Origin of the sequence: Pararhizobium sp. O133, from assembly GCF_051669845.1 — a bacterium.
Taxonomy (GTDB): domain Bacteria; phylum Pseudomonadota; class Alphaproteobacteria; order Rhizobiales; family Rhizobiaceae; genus Pararhizobium.
The window spans coordinates 3,043,089-3,063,349 of sequence record NZ_CP196426.1 but is presented as its reverse complement, the minus strand read 5'-3'; the positions used below and the strand labels follow the sequence as shown (position 1 = coordinate 3,063,349).

Sequence of the window (20,261 nt, the reverse complement as noted above, 5' to 3'; positions counted from 1 at the left end):
GGCGTTTCCGGTTTCATCGAATGATATCGATCAATGCAGGATCTGGCTGAGGAACAGCTTGGTGCGCTCGTGCTGCGGATTGTCGAAGAAGGCGGCCGGTTCGTTCTGTTCGACGATCTGGCCCTGGTCCATGAAGATGACGCGGTTGGCGACCTGGCGGGCAAAGCCCATTTCATGGGTGACGCAGACCATCGTCATGCCTTCCTCGGCAAGGCCGACCATCGTGTCGAGCACCTCCTTGATCATTTCCGGATCGAGCGCCGATGTCGGTTCATCGAACAGCATGACGCGCGGATTCATGCAGAGCGAACGGGCGATCGCAACGCGCTGCTGCTGGCCGCCGGAAAGCTGGCCCGGATATTTGTGGGCCTGCTCGGGAATTTTCACCCGCGTAAGAAAGTGCATGGCGACTTCATCGGCCTGCTTCTTCGGCATCTTGCGCACCCAGATCGGCGCCAGCGTGCAGTTTTCGAGAATAGTCAGATGCGGGAAGAGGTTGAAATGCTGGAACACCATGCCGACCTCGCGGCGCACTTCGTCGATCTTCTTCAGGTCGTTGGTGAGTTCGATGCCGTCGACGACGATCTTGCCCTTCTGGTGTTCCTCCAGCCGGTTGATGCAGCGGATCATCGTCGATTTGCCGGAGCCGGAGGGACCGGCAATGACGATGCGCTCGCCGCGCATGACTTTCAGGTTGATGTCACGTAGAACGTGGAAATCGCCGTACCACTTGTTCATGCCGACGATTTCGACGGCGACGTCGGTGGACGAGACTTCAATCTTCAATGGTTTAGCGTCAGCCATGTGAGATTCCCCTTGATTGTTACTTGTGGCTCTTGTCGAGCAGACGTTCCATGAAGCCTGAATAGCGCGACATGCCGAAGCAGAACAGCCAAAATACGAAGCCTGCGAAGATCAAGCCAGATAGCGGCGTCACCGGCGAGGCCCAGTTGGCGTCCGAAAAATTCAGGCGGACGATGCCGAGCAGATCGAACATGCCGATGATCGAGACCAGCGACGTGTCCTTGAACAGGCCGATAAAGGTATTGACGATGCCTGGGATGACCAGCTTCAGCGCCTGCGGCAGGATAATCAGATACATTTTTTGCCAGTAGCTGAGGCCGAGCGAGTCGGCACCTTCGCCCTGTCCCTTGGGGATTGCCTGAAGGCCGCCGCGCACCACTTCGGCCATGTAGGCGGAGGCAAAGAGCGAGACGCCGATCAGGGCGCGCAGGAACTTGTCCACCGTCATGCCCTGCGGCAGGAACAGCGGCAGCATCACGCTGGCCATGAACAGAACCGTGATCAGCGGAATGCCACGCACGATCTCGATGAACATGGTGCAGATCATCCGGATCACCGGCATCGTCGAGCGGCGGCCGAGCGCCAGGATAATGCCGAAGGGCAGCGAGACCGCGATACCGACGAAGGACAGGATCAGCGTAACCATCAGTCCGCCCCAGAGCGGGGTTTCGACGAACGGAAGGCCGAACATGCCGCCGAGCAACAGGACGAATGCAACGACCGGCAGCGCGACGAACAGCAGGATGCCGTTCAGCACCTTGTGCGGCACCTTCGGGATGAGCATTGGAACGAGAAGGGCGATGAAAAGCGCGCCGACGACGATCGGCCGCCAGCGTTCCTCGATCGGATAGCGTCCGAACAGGAACTGGTCGAACTTGGCGCCGACGAAGGCCCAGCATCCGCCGCTCCAGCCGTCCGGCTGCGATCCGCCCTGCGCGACGGTGGCGCAGACGCCTCGCCCGCCGCCGGTCCAGGACGCGTCGATGAACAGCCATTTGATCATCGGTGGCAGGAACCAGGCGATCGCGAGAATCGCGAGGATGGTCAACACGCTGTCCTTCGGGGTGGCCAAAAGATTCTTGCGCGTCCAGGCCACGTAGCCTTTTTCGACCCCCGGAGGCGGCTCCTGCGTGAGCATGGTGGTACGGACGTAGTCCACGGAATGTGCGCTCATGATCTTATCTCTCCACCAATGCCATCTTGGCGTTGAACCAGTTCATGAACAGCGACGTCGATAGGCTGAGCGTCAGGTAGACGATGATCCAGACCGTCACGATCTCGATCGCCTGGCCGGTCTGGTTGAGGATCGTGCCGCCGACGGCGACCAGATCGGCGTAACCGATGGCGATGGCGAGCGACGAATTCTTCGTGAGGTTGAGATACTGGCTGGTCAGGGGCGGAATGACGATGCGCATCGCCTGAGGAATGACAACGAGGCGGTTCGTCAGGCCGGGGCGGATACCCAGCGCATGGGCCGCTTCCGTCTGGCCCTTGCTCACGCCGCGAATGCCGGCGCGCACGATTTCCGCGATGAAGGACGCGGTGTAGAAGGAGAGGGCAAGGAACAGCGAGAGGAATTCCGGTCCGATCACCGATCCGCCGGTCAGGTTGAACTTGCCGGCGACCGGTATGTCGAAGCTCATCGGCAGGCCCGTTATCAGGAACACGACGAGCGGGAAGCCGATGATCAGCGCGAGGCTCGTGACGAGAACGGGAAACGGCTTTCCGGTGTCCATCTGGCGCTTACGGCCTATCCGGGCAATCACGATGCTGGCGATGACGCCGATGATGAAGGCGTAGACCGTGAACTGGAAAAGCCCGTCGAAAAGCGGACGCGGAAAGGCGACGCCACGGTTGCTGACGAAGATGTTCAGCGGCAGGTTCAAGGCGTCTCTTGCCTGGGGCAGAACGGCGAGAACGCCGGTATACCAGAAGAAGATGACGAGAAGCGGCGGAATGTTGCGGAACAGTTCGACATAGATCATCGACAGCTTGGCGATCAGCCAGTTCTTCGACAGACGGCCGATGCCGACGATGAAGCCGATGATCGTTGCGACGATGATGCCGGAAACGGCGACCATGATCGTGTTGACAAAGCCGACGATCAGCGCGCGTCCGTAGGTGGAATCGCTGGTATAAGCGATAAGCGACTGACCGACATCGAACCCTGCGCGTCCCTTCAGGAAGCCGAACCCGGAGGCGATGTTCGCACGTTGCAGATTGTCGATTGTGTTGACCGTCACCCAGTAGACGAAGCCGACAAGCAGAAGCAGCGTGACGGCCTGATAAATATACCCGCGAATGACCGGATCGTTCAGGACGGAGCCGGCCGGGCGTTGTTTGCCGGGCGGAATCGTGGCGTCGACTGTCATGAAAGCCTCATTTTCCCCTGATCGCCCTATGCCGGGCGTTTTTTATTGTATGGGACGAAGCGGCATTGGCCGCTTCGTCCGTTCTCGAATATATCAGCGGATCGGCGGCGAATACTGGATGCCGCCCTTGTTCCACAGGGCATTCAGGCCGCGCTCGATCTTGAGCGGGCTGCTGGGGCCGACGTTGCGGTCGAAGGATTCGCCGTAATTGCCCACGGCCTTGATGATGTTCACGGCCCAGTCGTTGGTGAGGCCGAGGTCGGTACCGATCTTGGTGTCGGCCTCGACGCCGAGGAAGCGCTGGATATCGGGGTTCGTGGACTTCTTCATCTCTTCGACATTGGCTTGGGTGATGCCGAAGTCTTCGGCGTTGACCATGGCATAGTGTGCCCAGGACACGATGTCGAACCATTGGTCGTCACCTTGACGAACGGCCGGTCCGAGCGGCTCCTTCGAGATGATTTCCGGCAGGATGATGTGATCGTCCGGAGCGGCGAGCGTCAGACGCAGCGAATACAGGCCCGACTGGTCGGTGGTGTAGACGTCGCAACGGCCGGCGTCATAGGCGGCGTTCACTTCTTCGAGTTTTTCGAAGACGACGGGATTGTACTGCAGGTTGTTGGCCTTGAAATAGTCGGCGAGGTTCAGTTCGGTCGTGGTGCCGCTCTGCACGCAGACGGCCGCGCCGGACAGTTCCAGCGCCGACTTCACGTTCAGCGCCTTGCGGACCATGAAGCCCTGACCATCATAGTAGTTGATGGCGCGGAAGTTGAAGCCGAGGGCGGTGTCACGGTTGAGGGTCCAGGTCGTGTTGCGTGTCAGCACATCGACTTCGCCGGACTGTAGCGCCGGGAAGCGGTCCTTGGCGGATGTCGGCGTGAACTTCACCTTGGTCGCGTCACCGAAAACCGCGGCTGCGATCGCCTTGCAGTAATCGACGTCGAGGCCGCTCCAGTTACCCGAGGCGTCGGGGGCCGAGAAGCCTGCCAGACCGGAGTTCACGCCGCACTGGACGAAACCCTTCGCCTTGACATCGTCGAGTGTGCCGGCGGATGCCTGGCTGCCAATCCCCATGACGGCCGCGCCGATCAGCGCTGTCAGAATTCTTTTTGCCATTTTTAGAACCTTTTTCTGTTGTCTTTGTTCTCGTCCCACACCCGCTGCCCGTGTCAGGCGCAGGCGCGGCCCCCGCCACCCTCCTGGCGCGAGTACCGTCTATCTCATGCTCAAAACGGCGCAGGGTCAAGACATGTCGCCGATTTTCTGGGCCGCGCCGCGATAATCGTGAACGACGCCACATGTTTAGGCAGTGTTTTTGGGTAAATGCTGTTTTCTGTTTAAAAAACCACCAGAGCCGCTGTTTTCGCGATTTGTGGGTCTTGATCGCCGAAGTCCCTTGACCCTTCGGCGCAGCGCGCGGAAAAGTGCGGGATCGTGACATCGCATAATCGGACCTTCCCAAACGGATCTTCACATGAATGACAAGAATGACTTCCTCGTTGGCGCGGGCGTGAACACGCGGCTGTCGCATATCGGCAATTCGCCATCAGACTATCATGGTTTCGTCAATCCACCCGTGGTGCATGCCTCCACCGTGTTGTTTCCAAACGCCAAGACAATGGAGACCCGGGGCCAGAAATATTCCTACGGCACGCGCGGGACACCGACGACCGATGCCTTGTGCGAGGCGATCGATGCGCTCGAAGGGTCCGCCGGCACGATCCTTGTTCCGTCCGGTCTTGCCGCCGTCACGGTTCCGTTCCTGGCTTTCCTGTCGGCCGGCGATCACGCGCTGATCGTCGATTCCGTCTATTTTCCGACCCGGCATTTCTGCGACACGATGCTGAAGCGGCTGGGTGTCACCGTCGATTATTACGACCCGATGATTGGCATCGGCATCGAGAGCCTGATCAAGCCGAACACCAAGCTGGTGCACACGGAAGCGCCGGGCTCCAATACGTTCGAGATGCAGGATATCCGTGCGATCGCAAACGCCGCGCATCGTCATGGCTGTGTGGTGACGATGGACAATACCTGGGCAACGCCGCTTTATTTCAAGCCGCTCGACCACGGTGTCGACATCTCCATCCATGCCGCGACCAAATATCCGTCCGGCCATTCGGACATCCTGATGGGCACGGTCTCGGCCAATGCCAAGCACTGGGAGCAGTTGCACGAAGCCAATATCGCGCTCGGCATCTGCGGCGCGCCCGACGACAGCTACCAGATTCTGCGCGGCTTGCGCACGATGGGTGTGCGGCTGGAGCGCCACCAGGAAAGCACGCTGAACATTGCCCGCTGGCTGGAGGAGCGCGACGATGTCGCGCGCGTTCTGCATCCGGCGCTGCCGAGCTTTCCGGGCCATGATCTCTGGAAACGCGATTTCACCGGCTCGAGCGGCATCTTCTCCTTCGTTCTGAAGGTGGATGGCCCTGAACAGTTCAAGCCGAAGGCGCATGCATTCCTTGATGCGCTGTCGATCTTCGGCCTCGGCTGGTCCTGGGGCGGTTATGAGAGCTTAGCTGTTCATGTCGGTCTTTCCGACCGCCGCATCTGCAAGGCGCCGAGCGAAGGGCCGGTGATCCGACTGCAGATCGGGCTCGAGGATGTGGTCGACCTTCGTAGGGACATCGACGCCGGATTCGCGGCCGCCCGCGCGCTCTGACAATTCAGTCGTTCGGCTCGTAGCCATAGAGCCAATCGAAATCGGCGGCCAGGCTTTCCGGTCGCCGAATCGACAGCACGAAGTCGCGCCCGAGCCGGATCGGACCACGGGCGTGATAGGCGAAGCGGTTGAACGCGCCGCGTGAACGCACCCGCCCGATCCGCGTTTTCCGATGGGCGACGAAGGTGGTGAGAGGCAGGCCCCTGGCAACGAAGGAGGCGAGTTCGAACGCGTCCTCGATCGCCATTGCGGCACCCTGGGCTGCAAAGGGCATCATGGCGTGGGCCGCGTCGCCGATCAGCACCACGTCTTCGCCTTGGCTCCAGTCGCCATCGGTAACCTGATAGAGTGGCCAGAGGGAGGGGGCGTCAGCATTGCGGAGAATGTCGACAAGCTGCGGGTGCCAGCCGCGAAAAGCATTGATCAGTTCGCTTCGTGTGCTCTCCGGGGCCGGCTTGACATCCCGCACTTCGCCGCAGTCGCAGCCACCGGCAATCGCGACGATGTTGAAACTGCGCGTCTTCTGAAGAGGATAGGCGACAAGATGGGCGCCGCCACCGAGATAGGCGGCTACTTTTGTAAAATCCAGGGCAGCAGACGCAAGGGTCTCACCTAAGGTGAAGCGCCAAGCGGTGTTGCCGGAAAACATTGCTTTTCCAGCGCCTTGAACTTCATTGCGGATACGCGACCAGACGCCATCGGCACCAACGATGAGGCGTGGCGCGACGCCGAGAATGCCGGTGAGGGATTTGCTCGCATGCCCTTCGATCCGGACGCCCAGACGCAGCCGGCAGAGTGGATTGGACTCGACGGCTTCAAGCAGGATTTTCTGAAGATCGGCGCGGTGCAGCACGCCATAGGGGGCTTTCCAGCGGTCGCGTGCAAACTTGCCTGACGGTACGGAGGCGAGCGTGCGCAGCGAACTGCCATCGACGAGGTTGATCGATGAAGGATCGCTCCAGACCTGTTCAAGCCGGGATGTCAGCCCGAGCCTGTCGAGAATACGTGTGGCATTGGGGGAAAGCTGCAGGCCGGCGCCGACTTCGGTCAACACCGATCGCTGTTCGACGATGTCGACGGCAATACCCTTGCGGGCGAAGCTGAGCCCTGCCGTCAATCCGGCGATCCCGGCTCCAACAATCGCGACCGGCCCGCTATGCGTCATGATTGCTCATGTCCCTGGATGGGCTCAGGCAGCTTTCGTGTTGAAGGTGCAGCCGTCCGGCAGCGTCTGGTCCGCATGGAGCTTGGCGTTGTAGCGATAGAGCGTCGAGCAGTAGGAGCAGACCTTTTCGTTGTCGTCGCCCATGTCGATATAGATATGCGGATGGTCATAGGGCACGGAAGCGCCGGTACACATGAATTCCTTGACGCCGATCTCGATCACTGCGTGACCGCCGTCGTTCTGGAAATGAGGAATACCGTGACCGGCCATGTGCTGCTCCACTTGCGTCGTCTGAAAGAAGGTCGAATTGGCGGCACCATAGAAAGCTTTGCGTCAAAAGTGTAGCGGCAAAGATGCCGCGCCCTCGCGTTTTTTGCCGCGCCGGGGTTTTCGTCGCGCGGTTGCTGTCTTAGGTTCGGCGCAAAACAGGACTGCTCGCCATGAATCTGAATCCGCCTCCCTTTTCGACCTTCCTCCATGACGGGCTGGAAATCGCCTATTTCGACGAAGGGGACCCGTCCGGCGAGCCTATCCTGCTCATCCACGGCTTTGCCTCCAGTGCCAATGTCAACTGGGTCTATCCCGGCTGGCTAAAGACACTGGGCGACGCCGGCTACCGCGTCATCGCACTCGACAATCTCGGTCATGGCGCCAGCAGCAAGCCGCATGATCCGGACTTCTATTATATCCGCCGGATGGCGACGGATGCCGTGGCGCTGCTCGATCATCTCGGCATCCCTGAGGCCCATCTGATGGGGTATTCGATGGGTGCGCGGATTTCAGCTTACCTCACGCTCAAATATCCCGACCGGGTTCGATCCCTCATTCTGGGTGGGCTCGGTATCGGCCTTGTGACGGGTGTCGGGGACTGGGATCCGATCGCCGACGCGCTTCTGGCGCCGTCGCTGGACGTGGTCACGGATGCGCGCGGCCGCATGTTCCGTGCCTTCGCCGATCAGACGAAAAGCGATCGGCTGGCGCTTGCCGCCTGCATCCGCACATCCCGTGATCTGATCTCGGCGGAGGACATGGGCAAGATCGACGTTCCCGTGCTGATCGGCGTCGGAACGAAGGACGATATCGCCGGTTCGGGGCAGGAGCTTGCGGCACTGATCCCCAATGCCATTGCGCTGGATATTCCCGGCCGCGACCACATGCTGGCGGTCGGTGACAGGGTGTTCAAGAAGGCGGTGCTGGATTTCCTCGCCAGGATTGACAACGGCTGAGACCATGCCAGGCAGATTTGCGCCATTTGAGCGCGGACCATTTATATCCGGCGCAATTTGCCCTATAAGCTGACAGAACGATGAAGACGAAGGAGAGCGGCAATGGTCGCCAGGACTGACTTACGCCCGGCCGAGATCGTGAAGACCATGGATCCGATCTGGGACAGCCTGCAGGAAGAGGCCCGGATCGCGGCCCAGCAGGATCCGCTGCTGGCGGCGTTTCTCTATTCGACCATCATCAACCAGCGTTCGCTGGAAGACAGTGTCATCTACCGCATCTGCGAACGTCTCGATCATCCCGATCTGCAGGCAAATCTGCTGCGCCAGACCTTCTCCGAAATGCTCGATGACTGGCCGGAATGGGGTTCGATCCTGCGCGTCGATATCCAGGCGGTCTACGATCGTGACCCCGCCTGCACGCGCTTCCTTGAGGCGATCCTCTATTTCAAGGGGTTTCACGCGATCCAGACTCATCGGCTCGCGAACTGGCTGTTGAGCCGTGGTCGCCGGGATTTCGCGCTCTATCTGCAGAGCCGCTCGTCCTCCGTCTTCCAGACGGACATCAACCCGGCGGCGCGGGTCGGCAAGGGCATCTTCCTCGATCACGCGACCGGTCTGGTCGTCGGCGAAACCGCCGTGATCGGCGACAACGTCTCCATTCTGCATGGCGTCACGCTCGGCGGCACCGGCAAGGAAGGCAGCGACCGCCATCCGAAGATCGGCAATGGCGTTCTGATCGGCGCCGGCGCAAAGATCCTCGGCAATATCCATATCGGTCATTGCTCGCGTGTCGCGGCCGGTTCGGTCGTGCTCAAGGAAGTTCCGCCGAAGACCACGGTGGCCGGCGTTCCGGCGCGCGTCGTGGGCGAGGCCGGATGCTCCGAACCATCCCGCTCCATGGACCAGTTGCTCGTGTCCTTCGAAATCTGATCCAACGTTTGCCGGTCGGCGGCAGACGGGGTTTACACCGATTGAAGCTCTGTGCGAGAAGCGGCGCAAATCAAACCGCCATGGAGAAATGTCTTGAAGCCTGACGAAATCAAAAAGCTCGAAGCCTATTTCAAGCGCACGTTCAACCAGTCGATGGTAATCAAGGCACGGCCGAAGAAGGACGAATCCGCCGAGGTCTATCTAGGCGACGAGTTTCTCGGTGTCGTTTTCCGCGATGAGGAAGACGGCGAGCTCTCGTACAACTTTTCGATGGCGATCCTGGATATCGACCTGTAATTGCTCTCTCCAGTTGAGCGTCCATTGAAGCCCGGCCCTGATCATCAGGCCGGGTTTTTTCATAAAATCATACTTTTCATTTATTTTTTCGCAAAAATGGTTCGATTTTCGTCGATCTTCATCAAGGCGTTGCAATCATAAGGTTTATTGCATTGCACGTGAATATTGACTTTATTGTGCGGTGCACATAAATTGTCACAATCGCGGGCCATCAAAAAAGGAGCACCCTGATGTTCAATTTCGAAGATGCGAACAAGAAGAACAAAGAAAACATGGACACGCTGCTGAAGAGCTACGCCACGCTGACGAAGGCTTTTCAGGCGATCGCCACCGAAGCCGCCGATTATTCGAAGAAGGCTTTCGAAGACAGCGTTGCCCATATCGAAAAGATCAGCACGGTGAAGAGCGTCGAAGCTGCTTTCGAACTCCAGACGAACTACGTCAAGTCCTCCTATGAAGGCTACGTCGCCGAAGCGACGAAGATCGGCGAAATGTATGCCGACCTCGCCAAGGATGCCTATAAGCCGTACGAAGCCCCGGTTGCCAAGGCGACCGCTGCCGTCAAGGCTGCAGCGGCGTAAAACCGCACCAGACAATTCGAATTTCTGAAAACCGGCCGCGTCCCTCCGCGGCCGGTTTTCGTTGTTGGCCGCCGCAAAAGGCCCAAGAAAGTTGGTCAATCTCGCACCAGTTCATGCAAATATGATTGCAGTGCGGAAGAACAGCCTTAAAATCCGAAAAAGAACCACTAGATTATGTGTCACGAACAGGCCGCGATTATCGCCGAGGCATTTGCGGCTCGATAAGGGAATGAAGTAGAATGATCGCCATGCCGGTCCGGATGCAAAATGACAGCGACGGGGATGGTTCAAATACCAACCGCGGCACGTCTGTCATTACGCGGACAAAGCCGAAGACGAAGAAGCCAAGTCTTTATCGCGTCTTGCTTCTGAATGATGACTACACGCCGATGGAATTCGTAATCCACATTCTGGAGCGTTTTTTCCAGAAGGACCGCGAAGCGGCAACACTGATCATGCTGCATGTTCACAATCACGGCGTGGGTGAGTGCGGCGTTTTCACCTACGAAGTTGCCGAAACCAAAGTGACGCAGGTGATGGATTTCGCCCGCGAACATCAGCACCCGCTGCAATGCGTCATGGAAAAGAAATGAGGAACTGACGTGCCAACATTTTCAACCAGCCTTGAGAAGGCACTGCACCAGGCTCTGACGCTGGCCAACGAGCGCCATCACGAATATGCGACCCTGGAGCATCTGCTGCTGGCATTGATCGACGATGCCGACGCGGCGGCCGTCATGGGCGCGTGCAACGTCAACCTGGATGCCCTGCGCAAGACGGTGTCGGACTATGTCGACAACGAGTTGGGCAATCTGGTGACGGGCTACGATGAGGATTCAAAGCCGACAGCGGGCTTCCAGCGCGTCATTCAGCGCGCCGTGATCCATGTCCAGTCGTCCGGGCGGGAAGAGGTGACCGGCGCCAACGTACTCGTCGCCATATTCGCCGAACGCGAAAGCCATGCCGCCTATTTCCTGCAGGAGCAGGAAATGACCCGCTATGATGCCGTCAACTTCATCTCGCACGGCATCGGCAAGCGGCCGGGTGTATCGGAAGCGCGTCCACCACGCGGCGCCGACGAGCCCGAATCCGAGCAGAAGGCCTCGCGCGGCGAGCAGGAGGAGGGCGGTCCGAAGAAGCAGCAAGACGCGCTCACCGCCTATTGCGTCAACCTCAACGAAAAGGCCAAGGTCGGCAAGATCGATCCGCTGATCGGTCGTCATGCGGAGGTCAACCGGACCATCCAGATCCTGTGCCGCCGTTCGAAGAACAATCCGCTCTATGTAGGCGACCCCGGCGTCGGCAAGACGGCGATCGCCGAAGGTCTGGCCAAGCGCATCGTCGAAAAGCGCGTGCCGGAAGCGCTGCAGGACGCGACCATCTTCTCGCTGGATATGGGCACGTTGCTCGCCGGCACCCGCTACCGTGGTGACTTCGAAGAGCGTCTGAAACAGGTGGTCAAGGAACTCGAAGAGTATCCGGGCGCTGTTCTGTTCATCGATGAGATCCATACAGTTATCGGCGCGGGTGCGACCTCAGGCGGCGCCATGGATGCGTCCAACCTGTTGAAGCCGGCACTGTCTTCGGGCGCGATCCGCTGCATCGGCTCGACCACCTACAAGGAATACCGCCAGTTCTTCGAGAAGGATCGCGCGCTCGTGCGCCGGTTCCAGAAGATCGACGTCAGCGAACCGACCATCGACGACGCCATCGAGATCATGAAGGGGCTGAAGCCTTACTTCGAGGACTATCATAAGCTGAAATACTCGAACGAGGCGATCAAGTCGGCCGTCGAGCTTTCGGCCCGCTATATCAATGACCGCAAGCTGCCGGACAAGGCGATCGACGTGATCGACGAAACCGGTGCGGCCCAGATGCTGCTGCCCGTCGGCAAGCGCCGCAAACTGATCACCGAGAAGGAAATCGAAGCGACGATCGCGACGATGGCCCGGATTCCGCCGAAGACTGTTTCCAAGGACGACGAGGCCGTTCTCGCCAACTTGGAAAAGGAACTTCGTTCGGTTGTCTACGGTCAGGATCTGGCGATCGAGGCCCTGTCCTCGGCAATCAAGCTGGCGAGAGCCGGCCTGCGCGAACCGAACAAGCCGATCGGCTCCTATGTCTTTTCCGGTCCGACCGGCGTCGGCAAGACCGAGGTCGCCAAGCAACTGGCATCGTCGCTCGGCGTCGAACTGCTACGCTTCGACATGTCGGAATATATGGAACGCCACACGGTCTCGCGGCTGCTTGGCGCACCTCCCGGCTATGTCGGCTTCGACCAAGGCGGCCTTTTGACCGACGGTGTCGATCAGCATCCGCATTGCGTCCTGCTGCTCGACGAAATCGAGAAGGCGCATCCGGACCTGTTCAACATCCTGCTGCAAGTCATGGACCATGGCTCGCTGACGGATCACAACGGCAAGAAGATCGACTTCCGCAACGTCATCCTGATCATGACCACCAATGCCGGTGCATCGGAAATGGCCAAGGCCGCGTTCGGCTTCGGATCGGCCAAGCGCGAAGGCGAGGATGTCGAGGCGTTGAACCGCCTGTTCACGCCGGAATTCCGCAACCGACTGGATGCGGTCATTCCGTTCGCCTCGCTGCCCACGCCGGTCATCCATCAGGTGGTGCAAAAGTTCGTCATGCAGCTGGAAACGCAACTTGCCGAACGCAATGTCACTTTCGATCTGCAGCCGGAAGCCATCGCCTGGCTCGCCGACAAGGGTTACGACGAAAAGATGGGTGCGCGTCCGCTGTCACGCGTCATCCAGGAGCACATCAAGAAGCCGCTGGCCGACGAAATCCTCTTCGGCAAGCTGAAGAAAGGCGGCGTCGTCAAGGTGACGGTCGGCGAAAAGCCGGATGGTACGAAGGGCCTGTTCCTTGATTACGTTCCGGAAACGGCCAGGATCAAGCCGAAAGCAGAAGTCGTGGCGCCGGTGCGCAAGTCGTCCAAGGCTGCCAAGCCGAAGGACTTGGAAACGGTCGGTGCCGAGCCGGAAGGGCGGGCGAAGCCGAAAAAGGTTTCCAAGGCCGCAGCCGTGACCGAAGAGCCGGCAGCCAAGGCGACCGAGCCACCCCGCAAGGGCAGCACGGTGCCGAAAGTGCCGCGCAAGAAGTAAAGACTTGCAGATCAGAGACAGTGCCGGGCGGAATGGTCCGGCACTGTTTTTTTATGACATGAAACAGCGGGCGGTATGATGGACGAAAGCGCGAGGGTCGGCTCGGGGCGGGACTGGTTCCTTGCCGGCATGCGGGGTATTTTCAGCCTGCCGGCGATGATTTTGATGCTGTCCTTTGTCGGCTTCTGCGCTTTCACCGCTCAATCCGGCATTCCCGTCGAACAGGTTGTGTTCATGACCGGCATCGTCTGGGCGCTGCCGGCCAAGGTCATCCTCGTCTCGTCGATTCTCGGGGGCGCCAATGTGCTGACGGCCTTCGTCGCCGTCACCCTGTCCTCGATCCGCCTGATGCCGATGGTCGCGGCCCTCGTTCCCGAAATCCGCACCGAAAAGACGCCGACATGGCTGCTCCTGTTGCTGTCCCATTTCGTCGCCATCACTGCCTGGGTGTTCGCGATGGAACGGGTGCAGGCCGTGCCGCGCGAACACCGGATTGCGTTTTTCGCCGGTTTCGGCATCACGCTGGTCCTCACCAACATGCTGTTGGTGGCGGTGGTCTATCAGTTCGTCGCCGAATTTCCGCCGATCGTTTCCGGATGTCTGTTCTTTCTCACTCCGGTCTATTTCCTGGCCTCCATCTGGAATTCCGCGCGCCATCCGGTGATCTATGTGGCGCTGGCCGCCGGTCTTGTTGCCGGCCCCGTTTTTTATTGGCTTGTTCCGCAATTCGATATTCTGCTTGCGGGACTTGGCGGCGGTACATTGGCCTGGTTCGCCGAGCGCCAGTGGCGTAACCGCAGGGAGGCCCGTCCATAATGGTGCTCGAAGGCTGGTGGGCCTATATCTTCATCGCTCTTGCCGGCTGGCTCGCGACCGATCTGTGGCGTTGGCTTGGAGTGCTGGCAGGCAGTCGGCTGCGCGAAGATTCCGAGGCGCTGAACTGGGTGAGGGCGGTTGCCACCGCGTTGGTCGCTGCCGTCATCGCCAAGCTGATCCTTTATCCAACAGGCGTACTCGAGCACTCGCCTCTGTGGCTGCGGCTGGGTGCGGTTGCCGCCGGGGCACTCGCCTTCTTCATCAGTGGCCGCAAACCGGCGATCGGCATCGCCACGGCAATCGCCGTGCTGGCGATCGGGCTTTATTTTCTCGGGATTTGAATGCGAAGGGACGAGGGGCCACCGCGTCATTCCCGCCATTTATCCAAATTTTATAACCGGCAGTGTAAGCATTGAGCCAAACGGAGGCTCGCATGCTGTTTCTTCCCGCCGAACGATCCATCCTGATGATCATCGCGACGCTGATGGTGCTCGGCTGCATCTTGATCGTCACCAAGGGTGTCGGCGTCGATATTGCCGGTTATGCGGGCCTGCTGGCGATTGGCGTTTCGGCGCTCGCGCTGGGACAGTATTATCGGCGCTTCCGGCCGGATGCGCGCATTTCCGCGACGCTGACGGCAACCGGACTGTTTCTCGTCTTCTCGATGGCGGGTTCGATCTTCAACTATATGTTGCTGCCGGTTCGCTTTCCGCCGATCGATGCGACGCTGTCCCGGATCGACGCGGCGCTCGGCTTCGACTGGCCATCTTTCGTCATCTGGATTTCAGGCTATCCGTTGTTTGGTGACTTGCTGCGGGTCGTCTATTTCAGCTCGCTGCCGCAACTCGTGCTGGTGATCCTGATCCTCGGCTTCTTCGTCGATATCCCGACACTGCACCGGTTCCTGCTGACCGGGATTTTCGGTGCCCTGCTGTCGATCCTCTGCTGGTCGCTGTTTCCGTCCTTCGGGGCGTCATCGGTCCACAGCCTGCCTCAGGCTGTGCTGAACACCATGCCGATCGCCGTCGGTCCGGCCTATGGCGCCGAACTCGTCCGGCTGGGGCAGGAGGGTGTCAACTATCTGACACCGCGCAATGTCCTGGGATTGATCGGCTTTCCCTCGTTTCACACCGTCATGGCCTGCATGTCCGTGTGTTTCGTCACCCGGCTTCGGCTGGTGTTCTGGCCCCTTCTTGCCGTCAACCTCGTCATGGTGCCCGCAATCCTCGTTCAGGGCGGGCATCATCTGAGCGATGTGCTTGGGGGGGTGGCGATCTTCTGCCTTGCCAACCTGCTTGCCAGCAGTCTGCTTCGGCAGAAGAATGCAGCAGCGGTCGCGATGTTCGCCTGACCTGCCTGGGTCAGAGCGCGTCCCTGATCTTCGCGGCATTGGCGGCCAGAACGCCGCCATCCTCCATCTTGCCGGAATGCGGCTTCAGGGCCGCGCCCTCATGACGAGGGATGACGTGGAAATGCAGATGGAAGACCGATTGCCCGGCTGGTGCCTCGTTGAACTGCATGACGGTCACGCCATCGGCGTCGAAAGCTTCCTGGGCTGCGACTGCGATCTTCTGCACGACGGCAATGAGCGGTCCCAAGGTCGCCGGATCTGCGTCGAGGATATTGCGCGATGGCGCCTTGGGAATGACCAGAACATGGCCTTCCGACTGGGGCATCACATCCATGAAGGCCAGGGTGTAATCGTCCTCGAAGACCTTATGGGCGGGAATTTCGCCGCGCAGGATCTTGCCGAAAATATTGTTGGTATCATAGGCGCCGCTGGTCATCCGCGTGTCTCCTCTGCAATGGTCGTGGAATCAATCGTTGATCTCTTGCCGTTCGCCTTTGCGAAACGGGCTGTGTTCCGTGAGGACGTCACTCATCTGCTCGACATCCTGTCGTTCGCGCTCCAGATAGTCGGCCACCGCGCGCTTCAGGCCCGGATGCGCGATGAAATGCGCGGAATGGGTCGTCGTCGGCAGATAGCCGCGGGCGAGCTTGTGTTCACCCTGCGCGCCGGCCTCGACGCGCTTCACCCCCTTCGCAATCGCAAAGTCGATCGCCTGATGATAGCAGACTTCGAAATGCAGGAAGGGGTGATCCTCGATCGCGCCCCAATGGCGGCCATACAACGCATCGCTGCCGATGAAGTTGATGGCGCCGGCAATATACTTGCCGTTGCGTTTGGCCATGACCAATAGGATATCGTCCGGCATGTTCTGGCCGATCAGCGAATAGAATTTCCGGTTGAGGTAGGGCCGACCCCATTTCCGGCTTCCGGTGTCCATGTAGAAGCGGAAGAACTGGTCCCAGATACTTTCCGTCAGGTCCTTGCCGGTCAGCCAGTCGATGTTGATATCGTTTTCCAGCGCTGTCCGCCGTTCCTTCTTCAGCGCCTTGCGCTTGCGCGATGCCAGCGTTTCCAGGAAGTCGTTGTGGGAGGCGTAGCCTTCATTGAGGAAATGGAATTGCTGGTCCGTCCGGTGGAGGAAGCCCGCCTGCTCGAATGTGGGAATTTCCTCGTCCGGCACGAAGGTGACATGCGCCGAGGATGCATGATGACGCCGGGTGAGTTCCTGCAGGCCAGCGGTCAGCGAATTGCGAACGGTGGGTATATCGGCGCCTTGCGCGACCAGCAGCCGCGGTCCTGTCGCAGGCGTGAAAGGCACCGAGGACTGCAGCTTCGGGTAATAGCGCCCGCCGGCCCGTTCCAGGGCATCGGCCCAGCCGTGGTCGAAGACATATTCGCCTTGGCTATGGTTCTTCAGGTAGGAGATCAGTCCGCCGGCAAGGCCACCCGTATCGTCTTCCATCAGCAGATGTTGACCGAGCCACCCGGTCTCGGCCGTGGCCGAGCCGGATTCTTCGAGCGCCGACAGATAGGCGTGCGAGACGAACGGATTGTAGAGACCGCCGGGCTGCCCCTTGGAGGCGCCCGACAATCCGTCCCAGCTTTCCTTCGAAATATCCTGAAAGGAGGTTTCGATGCGGATTTTGACTTCGCCTGTCATGCTTTAAGCGATGGGCCTTTCCTTGGGGTCGAAACCCTCGAATGTCATCTGTTCCGCATATTTGAACGTGCGCTCGACGGCATCCTGATCCCTGACCGTCCAGGTGATGATGGCACGCCCGAGTGACTGCTGCTTCGTGATGAAGGAATTTGGCAGATCGCGATAGAAATAGGAAATGAAATCAAGGCCAAGCTGCATCGCTTCTTCGTGAACCGCAAATTCTTCTGGATTGATTCCACCGGCTGTCAGGCCGACCGGGTAGGGTGCGTTAAGCGCCTTCAAATCCTTGAGCAGCCAGTGATCGAAGCTCATCAGCGCGATCGGACCGTCATAACTTTCAAGCGTTTCTAGCACCGCGTCGGCAAAACCCTCGTCATCGCCCCGCCGGCCCTTCAGTTCCAGCACGATCGGCACCCGGCCCTTGACCAGCCTGAGAAGCTGGCCGAGCGTCGGGACCTTGTCGGCGGTGCCGCCGATGGTGATCAGGCCGAGTTCGCCTGCCGTCTTCGCGCGGATGTCGCCCTTGATGCCGCACAGACGCAGCATGTCGTCATCATGGAAAACGACCGGAACGCTGTCGGCGGTGTATTGCAGGTCGCATTCGATCGCAAAGCCGTTTTCGACGGCACGGGAAAAGGCCGAAAGCGTGTTTTCCCAGATGGAATGGTTGAGGTCGTGGTAACCGCGATGCGCGATCGGCTGAGCTGTCAGCCAGGACAGGTCTTTCATGATGGCAGCCCGTTCAAGCGATTTCGATGACGGCGTCGATCTCGACGGCGGCGTTGAAGGGCAGGGCAGCCATGCCGACGGCGGCGCGGGCGTGGATGCCGGCATCGCCCAGAACCTTGGCGATCAGGTTCGACGCGCCGTTGATGACCAGATGCTGCTCGACGAAGGTCGGCCTGGAGGCGACGAAGCCATTGAGCTTGATGACGCGGCGGATGCGTGAGAGGTCACCGCCCAGCGCTGCCTTGGCCTGGGCAAGGATGTTGATGGCGCAGAGTTCGGCGGCGCGCTGGCCGGTGGCGACATCGACATTGTCGCCGAGATGGCCGGTGACGGCGATCTTGCCGTCTTCCATCGGCAACTGGCCGGAAATATAGAGATGCGATCCGCTGATGACGAAGGGAACGTAATTGGCGGCCGGCGCGGCGGCTTGCGGCAGGGTGATTCCCAGTTCCTTGATGCGTGCTTCTATTTCTGCGGACATGGATAACTCCGGTGATTGTTGTGTTTTGCCATCAAATGCTGCATGCAAAGCCGTGATTCATGAAGTCGTGAAATACGTCTTCACGATCATCTATGCCTCGCTTTCGCCGGATCTGTTCTTATAGCATCGGCGGCGAGTCCAACAGGAGGAAACGGATGTTTCGTTCAGGCTTTGCCCCTGTCATTCTGACATGGGTCTGTTTTTCAGGCATGACGGCCGGCGGCGTTTCCGCCGCATCGGCCAATATCCTTGTGCCGCATCGCGCGGTCTATGACCTGGAGTTGAAAGACGCCTCCGAACGATCCGGCATTTCCGGAATGTATGGCCGCATGGTCTATGAATTCAACGGCTCGGCCTGCGAGGGCTATACCGTCAGCTTCCGCTTCGTCACCAAGGTCGATACCGGCGAGGAGGTCAAGTTGACCGACCAGCAGACGACGACCTACGAAGACCTGAAGAACGGCAATTTCCGCTTCCTGACGCGCTCCTTTACCGACGAGAAGCTTGACAAGGAAGTGCGCGGCTCCGCCCATGAGGCCAAGGAAGGCGTGAAGGTCGACCTGACCTCGCCGGACAAGCGGGAAGTGGATCTCGCAGAAAGCCTGTTTCCGACCGAGCATATGCTCGAGGTGATCGATCATGCCAAGAAGGGCGAGAAGCTGTTTGAATCGCGCATCTTCGACGGTTCCGATTCGGGCGACAAGACGCTGATCACCACGACGATGGTGGGCAAACTGCAGCAGCCAGCGGCCAATGATACCGAGACCAGCGATGCCGGCAAGGCCGGTGCCATGGCAGCCAAACCCTATTGGCCGGTGACCATTTCCTATTTTAACGACGCCATGTCGGGCGATGCGCTGCCGATCTACCGCATGGAGTTCAAGCTCTATGAAAACGGCATCACGCGCGACCTGACGATGGACTACGGCGATTTCGTCCTGAGCGGCAAGCTTGCCAACCTCGAAATGTTCAAGGAAGGCGACTGCAAGTAGGTTCCGGCATCTCGACGGGCAGTATTTCGCGCCTTCGCCCTTGATTTATCAGGCGACAGCGGGTAAGGGCACCGCATTCCACACGTAAGGTTTGGGATCGTCCGGGAGAAATCCGGACAATTCCACCCGGTGGCGTCTTCAACGAAGATGCTGTTTGCCTTGCGGAGGTTCAACCGGAAAAGGAGAAAAAGGCATGGCATTGCCTGATTTCAGCATGCGTCAGCTCTTGGAAGCTGGCGTTCACTTCGGCCACCAGACTCACCGCTGGAACCCGAAAATGAAGCCGTACATCTTCGGCGATCGTTCCAACGTTCACATTATCGATCTCGCACAGACCGTTCCGCTTCTGTCGCGCGCGCTGCAGACCGTCAGCGACACCGTTGCCAAGGGCGGCCGTGTTCTGTTCGTCGGCACCAAGCGCCAGGCATCCGAAATCATCGCCGATGCTGCCAAGCGTTCGGCCCAGTATTACGTCAATGCCCGCTGGCTCGGCGGCATGATGACCAACTGGAAGACGATTTCGAACTCGATCCAGCGCCTGCGCAAACTCGACGAAATCCTCGCTTCGGAAGGCTCCGGCTATTCCAAGAAGGAACGCCTGAACCTCGAGCGCGAACGCGAAAAGCTCAACCGCGCTCTCGGCGGTATCCGTGACATGGGCGGCGTGCCGGACCTGATGTTCATCATCGATACCAACAAGGAATCGATCGCCATCGAAGAAGCCAAGCGTCTTGGCATCCCGGTTGTCGCCATCATCGATTCGAACTGCGACCCGGACCAGATCGACTTCCCGATCCCCGGCAACGACGACGCTTCGCGCGCGATCTCGCTCTACTGCGATCTGATCTCCCGTGCGGCGCTTGACGGCATCGCCCGTCAGCAGAGCTCGTCGGGTCGTGACCTCGGCGCCGCTTCCGACCTGCCGCTCGAGCCGGCTCTCGAAGAAGCTGCCGAAGCCTGATAAGGCCGGATGGCGGGCCTGCCCGCCATTCCATTCAGACAATCAGGACAAGGCCGTTTACGACTGAAAAAGTGAACGGCCTTGTTCTTTTGCATCGGGCGAGCCT

22 protein-coding genes are annotated in these 20,261 nt (G+C 59.5%); 12 read left to right on the top strand and 10 right to left on the bottom strand.

The window, feature by feature from the left end:
* Positions 1 to 30 precede the first annotated feature (30 nt).
* The 4 genes from ACST81_RS14620 to ACST81_RS14605 form a co-directional block, all read right to left on the bottom strand.
* A complete protein-coding gene (locus ACST81_RS14620) occupies positions 31 to 804 on the bottom strand; it encodes an amino acid ABC transporter ATP-binding protein (protein WP_438748768.1) in 774 nt (257 codons plus the stop codon).
* Positions 805 to 823: 19 nt separating this feature from the next.
* A complete protein-coding gene (locus tag ACST81_RS14615) occupies positions 824 to 1,978 on the bottom strand; it encodes an amino acid ABC transporter permease (RefSeq protein WP_438748767.1) in 1,155 nt (384 codons plus the stop codon).
* 4 nt (positions 1,979 to 1,982) lie between these two features.
* The gene (locus tag ACST81_RS14610) at positions 1,983 to 3,176 is read right to left on the bottom strand and encodes an amino acid ABC transporter permease (RefSeq protein ID WP_438748765.1); all 1,194 of its coding nucleotides are present in this window, start codon (positions 3,174 to 3,176) and stop codon (positions 1,983 to 1,985) included.
* A 93-nt stretch (positions 3,177 to 3,269) separates the two neighbouring features.
* A complete protein-coding gene (locus ACST81_RS14605) occupies positions 3,270 to 4,292 on the bottom strand; it encodes an amino acid ABC transporter substrate-binding protein (protein ID WP_438748763.1) in 1,023 nt (340 codons plus the stop codon).
* Positions 4,293 to 4,650: 358 nt separating this feature from the next.
* Between ACST81_RS14605 and ACST81_RS14600 the strand changes: the two genes are divergently transcribed.
* The gene (locus ACST81_RS14600; protein WP_438748761.1) at positions 4,651 to 5,841 is read left to right on the top strand and encodes a cystathionine beta-lyase; all 1,191 of its coding nucleotides are present in this window, start codon (positions 4,651 to 4,653) and stop codon (positions 5,839 to 5,841) included.
* A 4-nt stretch (positions 5,842 to 5,845) separates the two neighbouring features.
* Here the strand turns inward: ACST81_RS14600 and ACST81_RS14595 are convergent, their stop codons facing one another.
* Together ACST81_RS14595 and ACST81_RS14590 are read right to left on the bottom strand one after the other, a co-directional pair.
* Positions 5,846 to 7,006 (bottom strand): FAD-dependent monooxygenase, encoded by a 1,161-nt coding sequence (locus ACST81_RS14595; RefSeq protein WP_438748760.1) that lies wholly within the window; start codon positions 7,004 to 7,006, stop codon positions 5,846 to 5,848.
* A gap of 24 nt (positions 7,007 to 7,030) precedes the next feature.
* The gene (locus ACST81_RS14590) at positions 7,031 to 7,276 is read right to left on the bottom strand and encodes a zinc-finger domain-containing protein (protein ID WP_438748759.1); all 246 of its coding nucleotides are present in this window, start codon (positions 7,274 to 7,276) and stop codon (positions 7,031 to 7,033) included.
* A gap of 170 nt (positions 7,277 to 7,446) precedes the next feature.
* Between ACST81_RS14590 and ACST81_RS14585 the strand changes: the two genes are divergently transcribed.
* The 9 genes from ACST81_RS14585 to ACST81_RS14545 all read left to right on the top strand — a co-directional run bounded on the left by ACST81_RS14585 (position 7,447) and on the right by ACST81_RS14545 (position 15,332).
* A complete protein-coding gene (locus tag ACST81_RS14585; RefSeq protein ID WP_438748757.1) occupies positions 7,447 to 8,232 on the top strand; it encodes an alpha/beta fold hydrolase in 786 nt (261 codons plus the stop codon).
* Between the two features lie 102 nt (positions 8,233 to 8,334).
* Positions 8,335 to 9,162, top strand: coding sequence for a serine O-acetyltransferase (gene cysE, locus ACST81_RS14580; RefSeq protein WP_438748755.1), 828 nt, complete (start codon positions 8,335 to 8,337; stop codon positions 9,160 to 9,162).
* A gap of 93 nt (positions 9,163 to 9,255) precedes the next feature.
* Positions 9,256 to 9,459, top strand: coding sequence for a DUF3126 family protein (locus ACST81_RS14575; protein ID WP_325464438.1), 204 nt, complete (start codon positions 9,256 to 9,258; stop codon positions 9,457 to 9,459).
* Between the two features lie 230 nt (positions 9,460 to 9,689).
* Positions 9,690 to 10,040: a phasin family protein gene (locus ACST81_RS14570; protein WP_438748753.1), complete on the top strand. Its 351-nt coding sequence runs from the start codon at positions 9,690 to 9,692 to the stop codon at positions 10,038 to 10,040.
* Positions 10,041 to 10,279: 239 nt separating this feature from the next.
* The gene (gene clpS, locus ACST81_RS14565; RefSeq protein WP_062585593.1) at positions 10,280 to 10,633 is read left to right on the top strand and encodes an ATP-dependent Clp protease adapter ClpS; all 354 of its coding nucleotides are present in this window, start codon (positions 10,280 to 10,282) and stop codon (positions 10,631 to 10,633) included.
* A gap of 9 nt (positions 10,634 to 10,642) precedes the next feature.
* Positions 10,643 to 13,165, top strand: a complete 2,523-nt coding sequence (clpA, locus tag ACST81_RS14560; protein WP_438748750.1) for an ATP-dependent Clp protease ATP-binding subunit ClpA — start codon at positions 10,643 to 10,645, stop codon at positions 13,163 to 13,165.
* 78 nt (positions 13,166 to 13,243) lie between these two features.
* Complete coding sequence (locus ACST81_RS14555; protein WP_438753579.1) at positions 13,244 to 13,981, top strand: AzlC family ABC transporter permease; 738 nt, start codon at positions 13,244 to 13,246, stop codon at positions 13,979 to 13,981.
* Positions 13,981 to 14,322 carry an AzlD domain-containing protein gene (locus tag ACST81_RS14550; RefSeq protein WP_438748748.1) on the top strand — a complete coding sequence of 114 codons (342 nt, stop codon included), beginning with the start codon at positions 13,981 to 13,983 and terminating at the stop codon, positions 14,320 to 14,322. Before ACST81_RS14555 ends, ACST81_RS14550 begins: the two co-directional genes overlap by 1 nt.
* A 92-nt stretch (positions 14,323 to 14,414) precedes the next feature.
* Positions 14,415 to 15,332, top strand: a complete 918-nt coding sequence (locus ACST81_RS14545) for a phosphatase PAP2 family protein (protein WP_438748746.1) — start codon at positions 14,415 to 14,417, stop codon at positions 15,330 to 15,332.
* 10 nt (positions 15,333 to 15,342) lie between these two features.
* Here the strand turns inward: ACST81_RS14545 and ACST81_RS14540 are convergent, their stop codons facing one another.
* Genes ACST81_RS14540 through ACST81_RS14525 form a run of 4 tightly spaced genes read right to left on the bottom strand, consistent with a single transcriptional unit; the run spans position 15,343 to position 18,202 of the window.
* Positions 15,343 to 15,768, bottom strand: coding sequence for an HIT family protein (locus ACST81_RS14540; RefSeq protein ID WP_438748745.1), 426 nt, complete (start codon positions 15,766 to 15,768; stop codon positions 15,343 to 15,345).
* 30 nt (positions 15,769 to 15,798) lie between these two features.
* Positions 15,799 to 16,992 (bottom strand): GNAT family N-acetyltransferase, encoded by a 1,194-nt coding sequence (locus ACST81_RS14535; RefSeq protein WP_438748744.1) that lies wholly within the window; start codon positions 16,990 to 16,992, stop codon positions 15,799 to 15,801.
* A gap of 3 nt (positions 16,993 to 16,995) precedes the next feature.
* A complete protein-coding gene (locus ACST81_RS14530; RefSeq protein ID WP_438748742.1) occupies positions 16,996 to 17,721 on the bottom strand; it encodes a glycerophosphodiester phosphodiesterase in 726 nt (241 codons plus the stop codon).
* A gap of 13 nt (positions 17,722 to 17,734) precedes the next feature.
* Entirely contained in the window at positions 17,735 to 18,202 is a 468-nt protein-coding gene (locus ACST81_RS14525) for a RidA family protein (protein WP_438748741.1), read from the bottom strand.
* Positions 18,203 to 18,357: 155 nt separating this feature from the next.
* Here ACST81_RS14525 and ACST81_RS14520 point away from each other — a divergent pair, with 155 nt between their 5' ends.
* Complete coding sequence (locus ACST81_RS14520; RefSeq protein WP_438748739.1) at positions 18,358 to 19,194, top strand: cell envelope integrity EipB family protein; 837 nt, start codon at positions 18,358 to 18,360, stop codon at positions 19,192 to 19,194.
* Between the two features lie 193 nt (positions 19,195 to 19,387).
* Entirely contained in the window at positions 19,388 to 20,155 is a 768-nt protein-coding gene (rpsB, locus tag ACST81_RS14515) for a 30S ribosomal protein S2 (RefSeq protein ID WP_438748738.1), read from the top strand.
* Positions 20,156 to 20,261 lie beyond the last annotated feature (106 nt).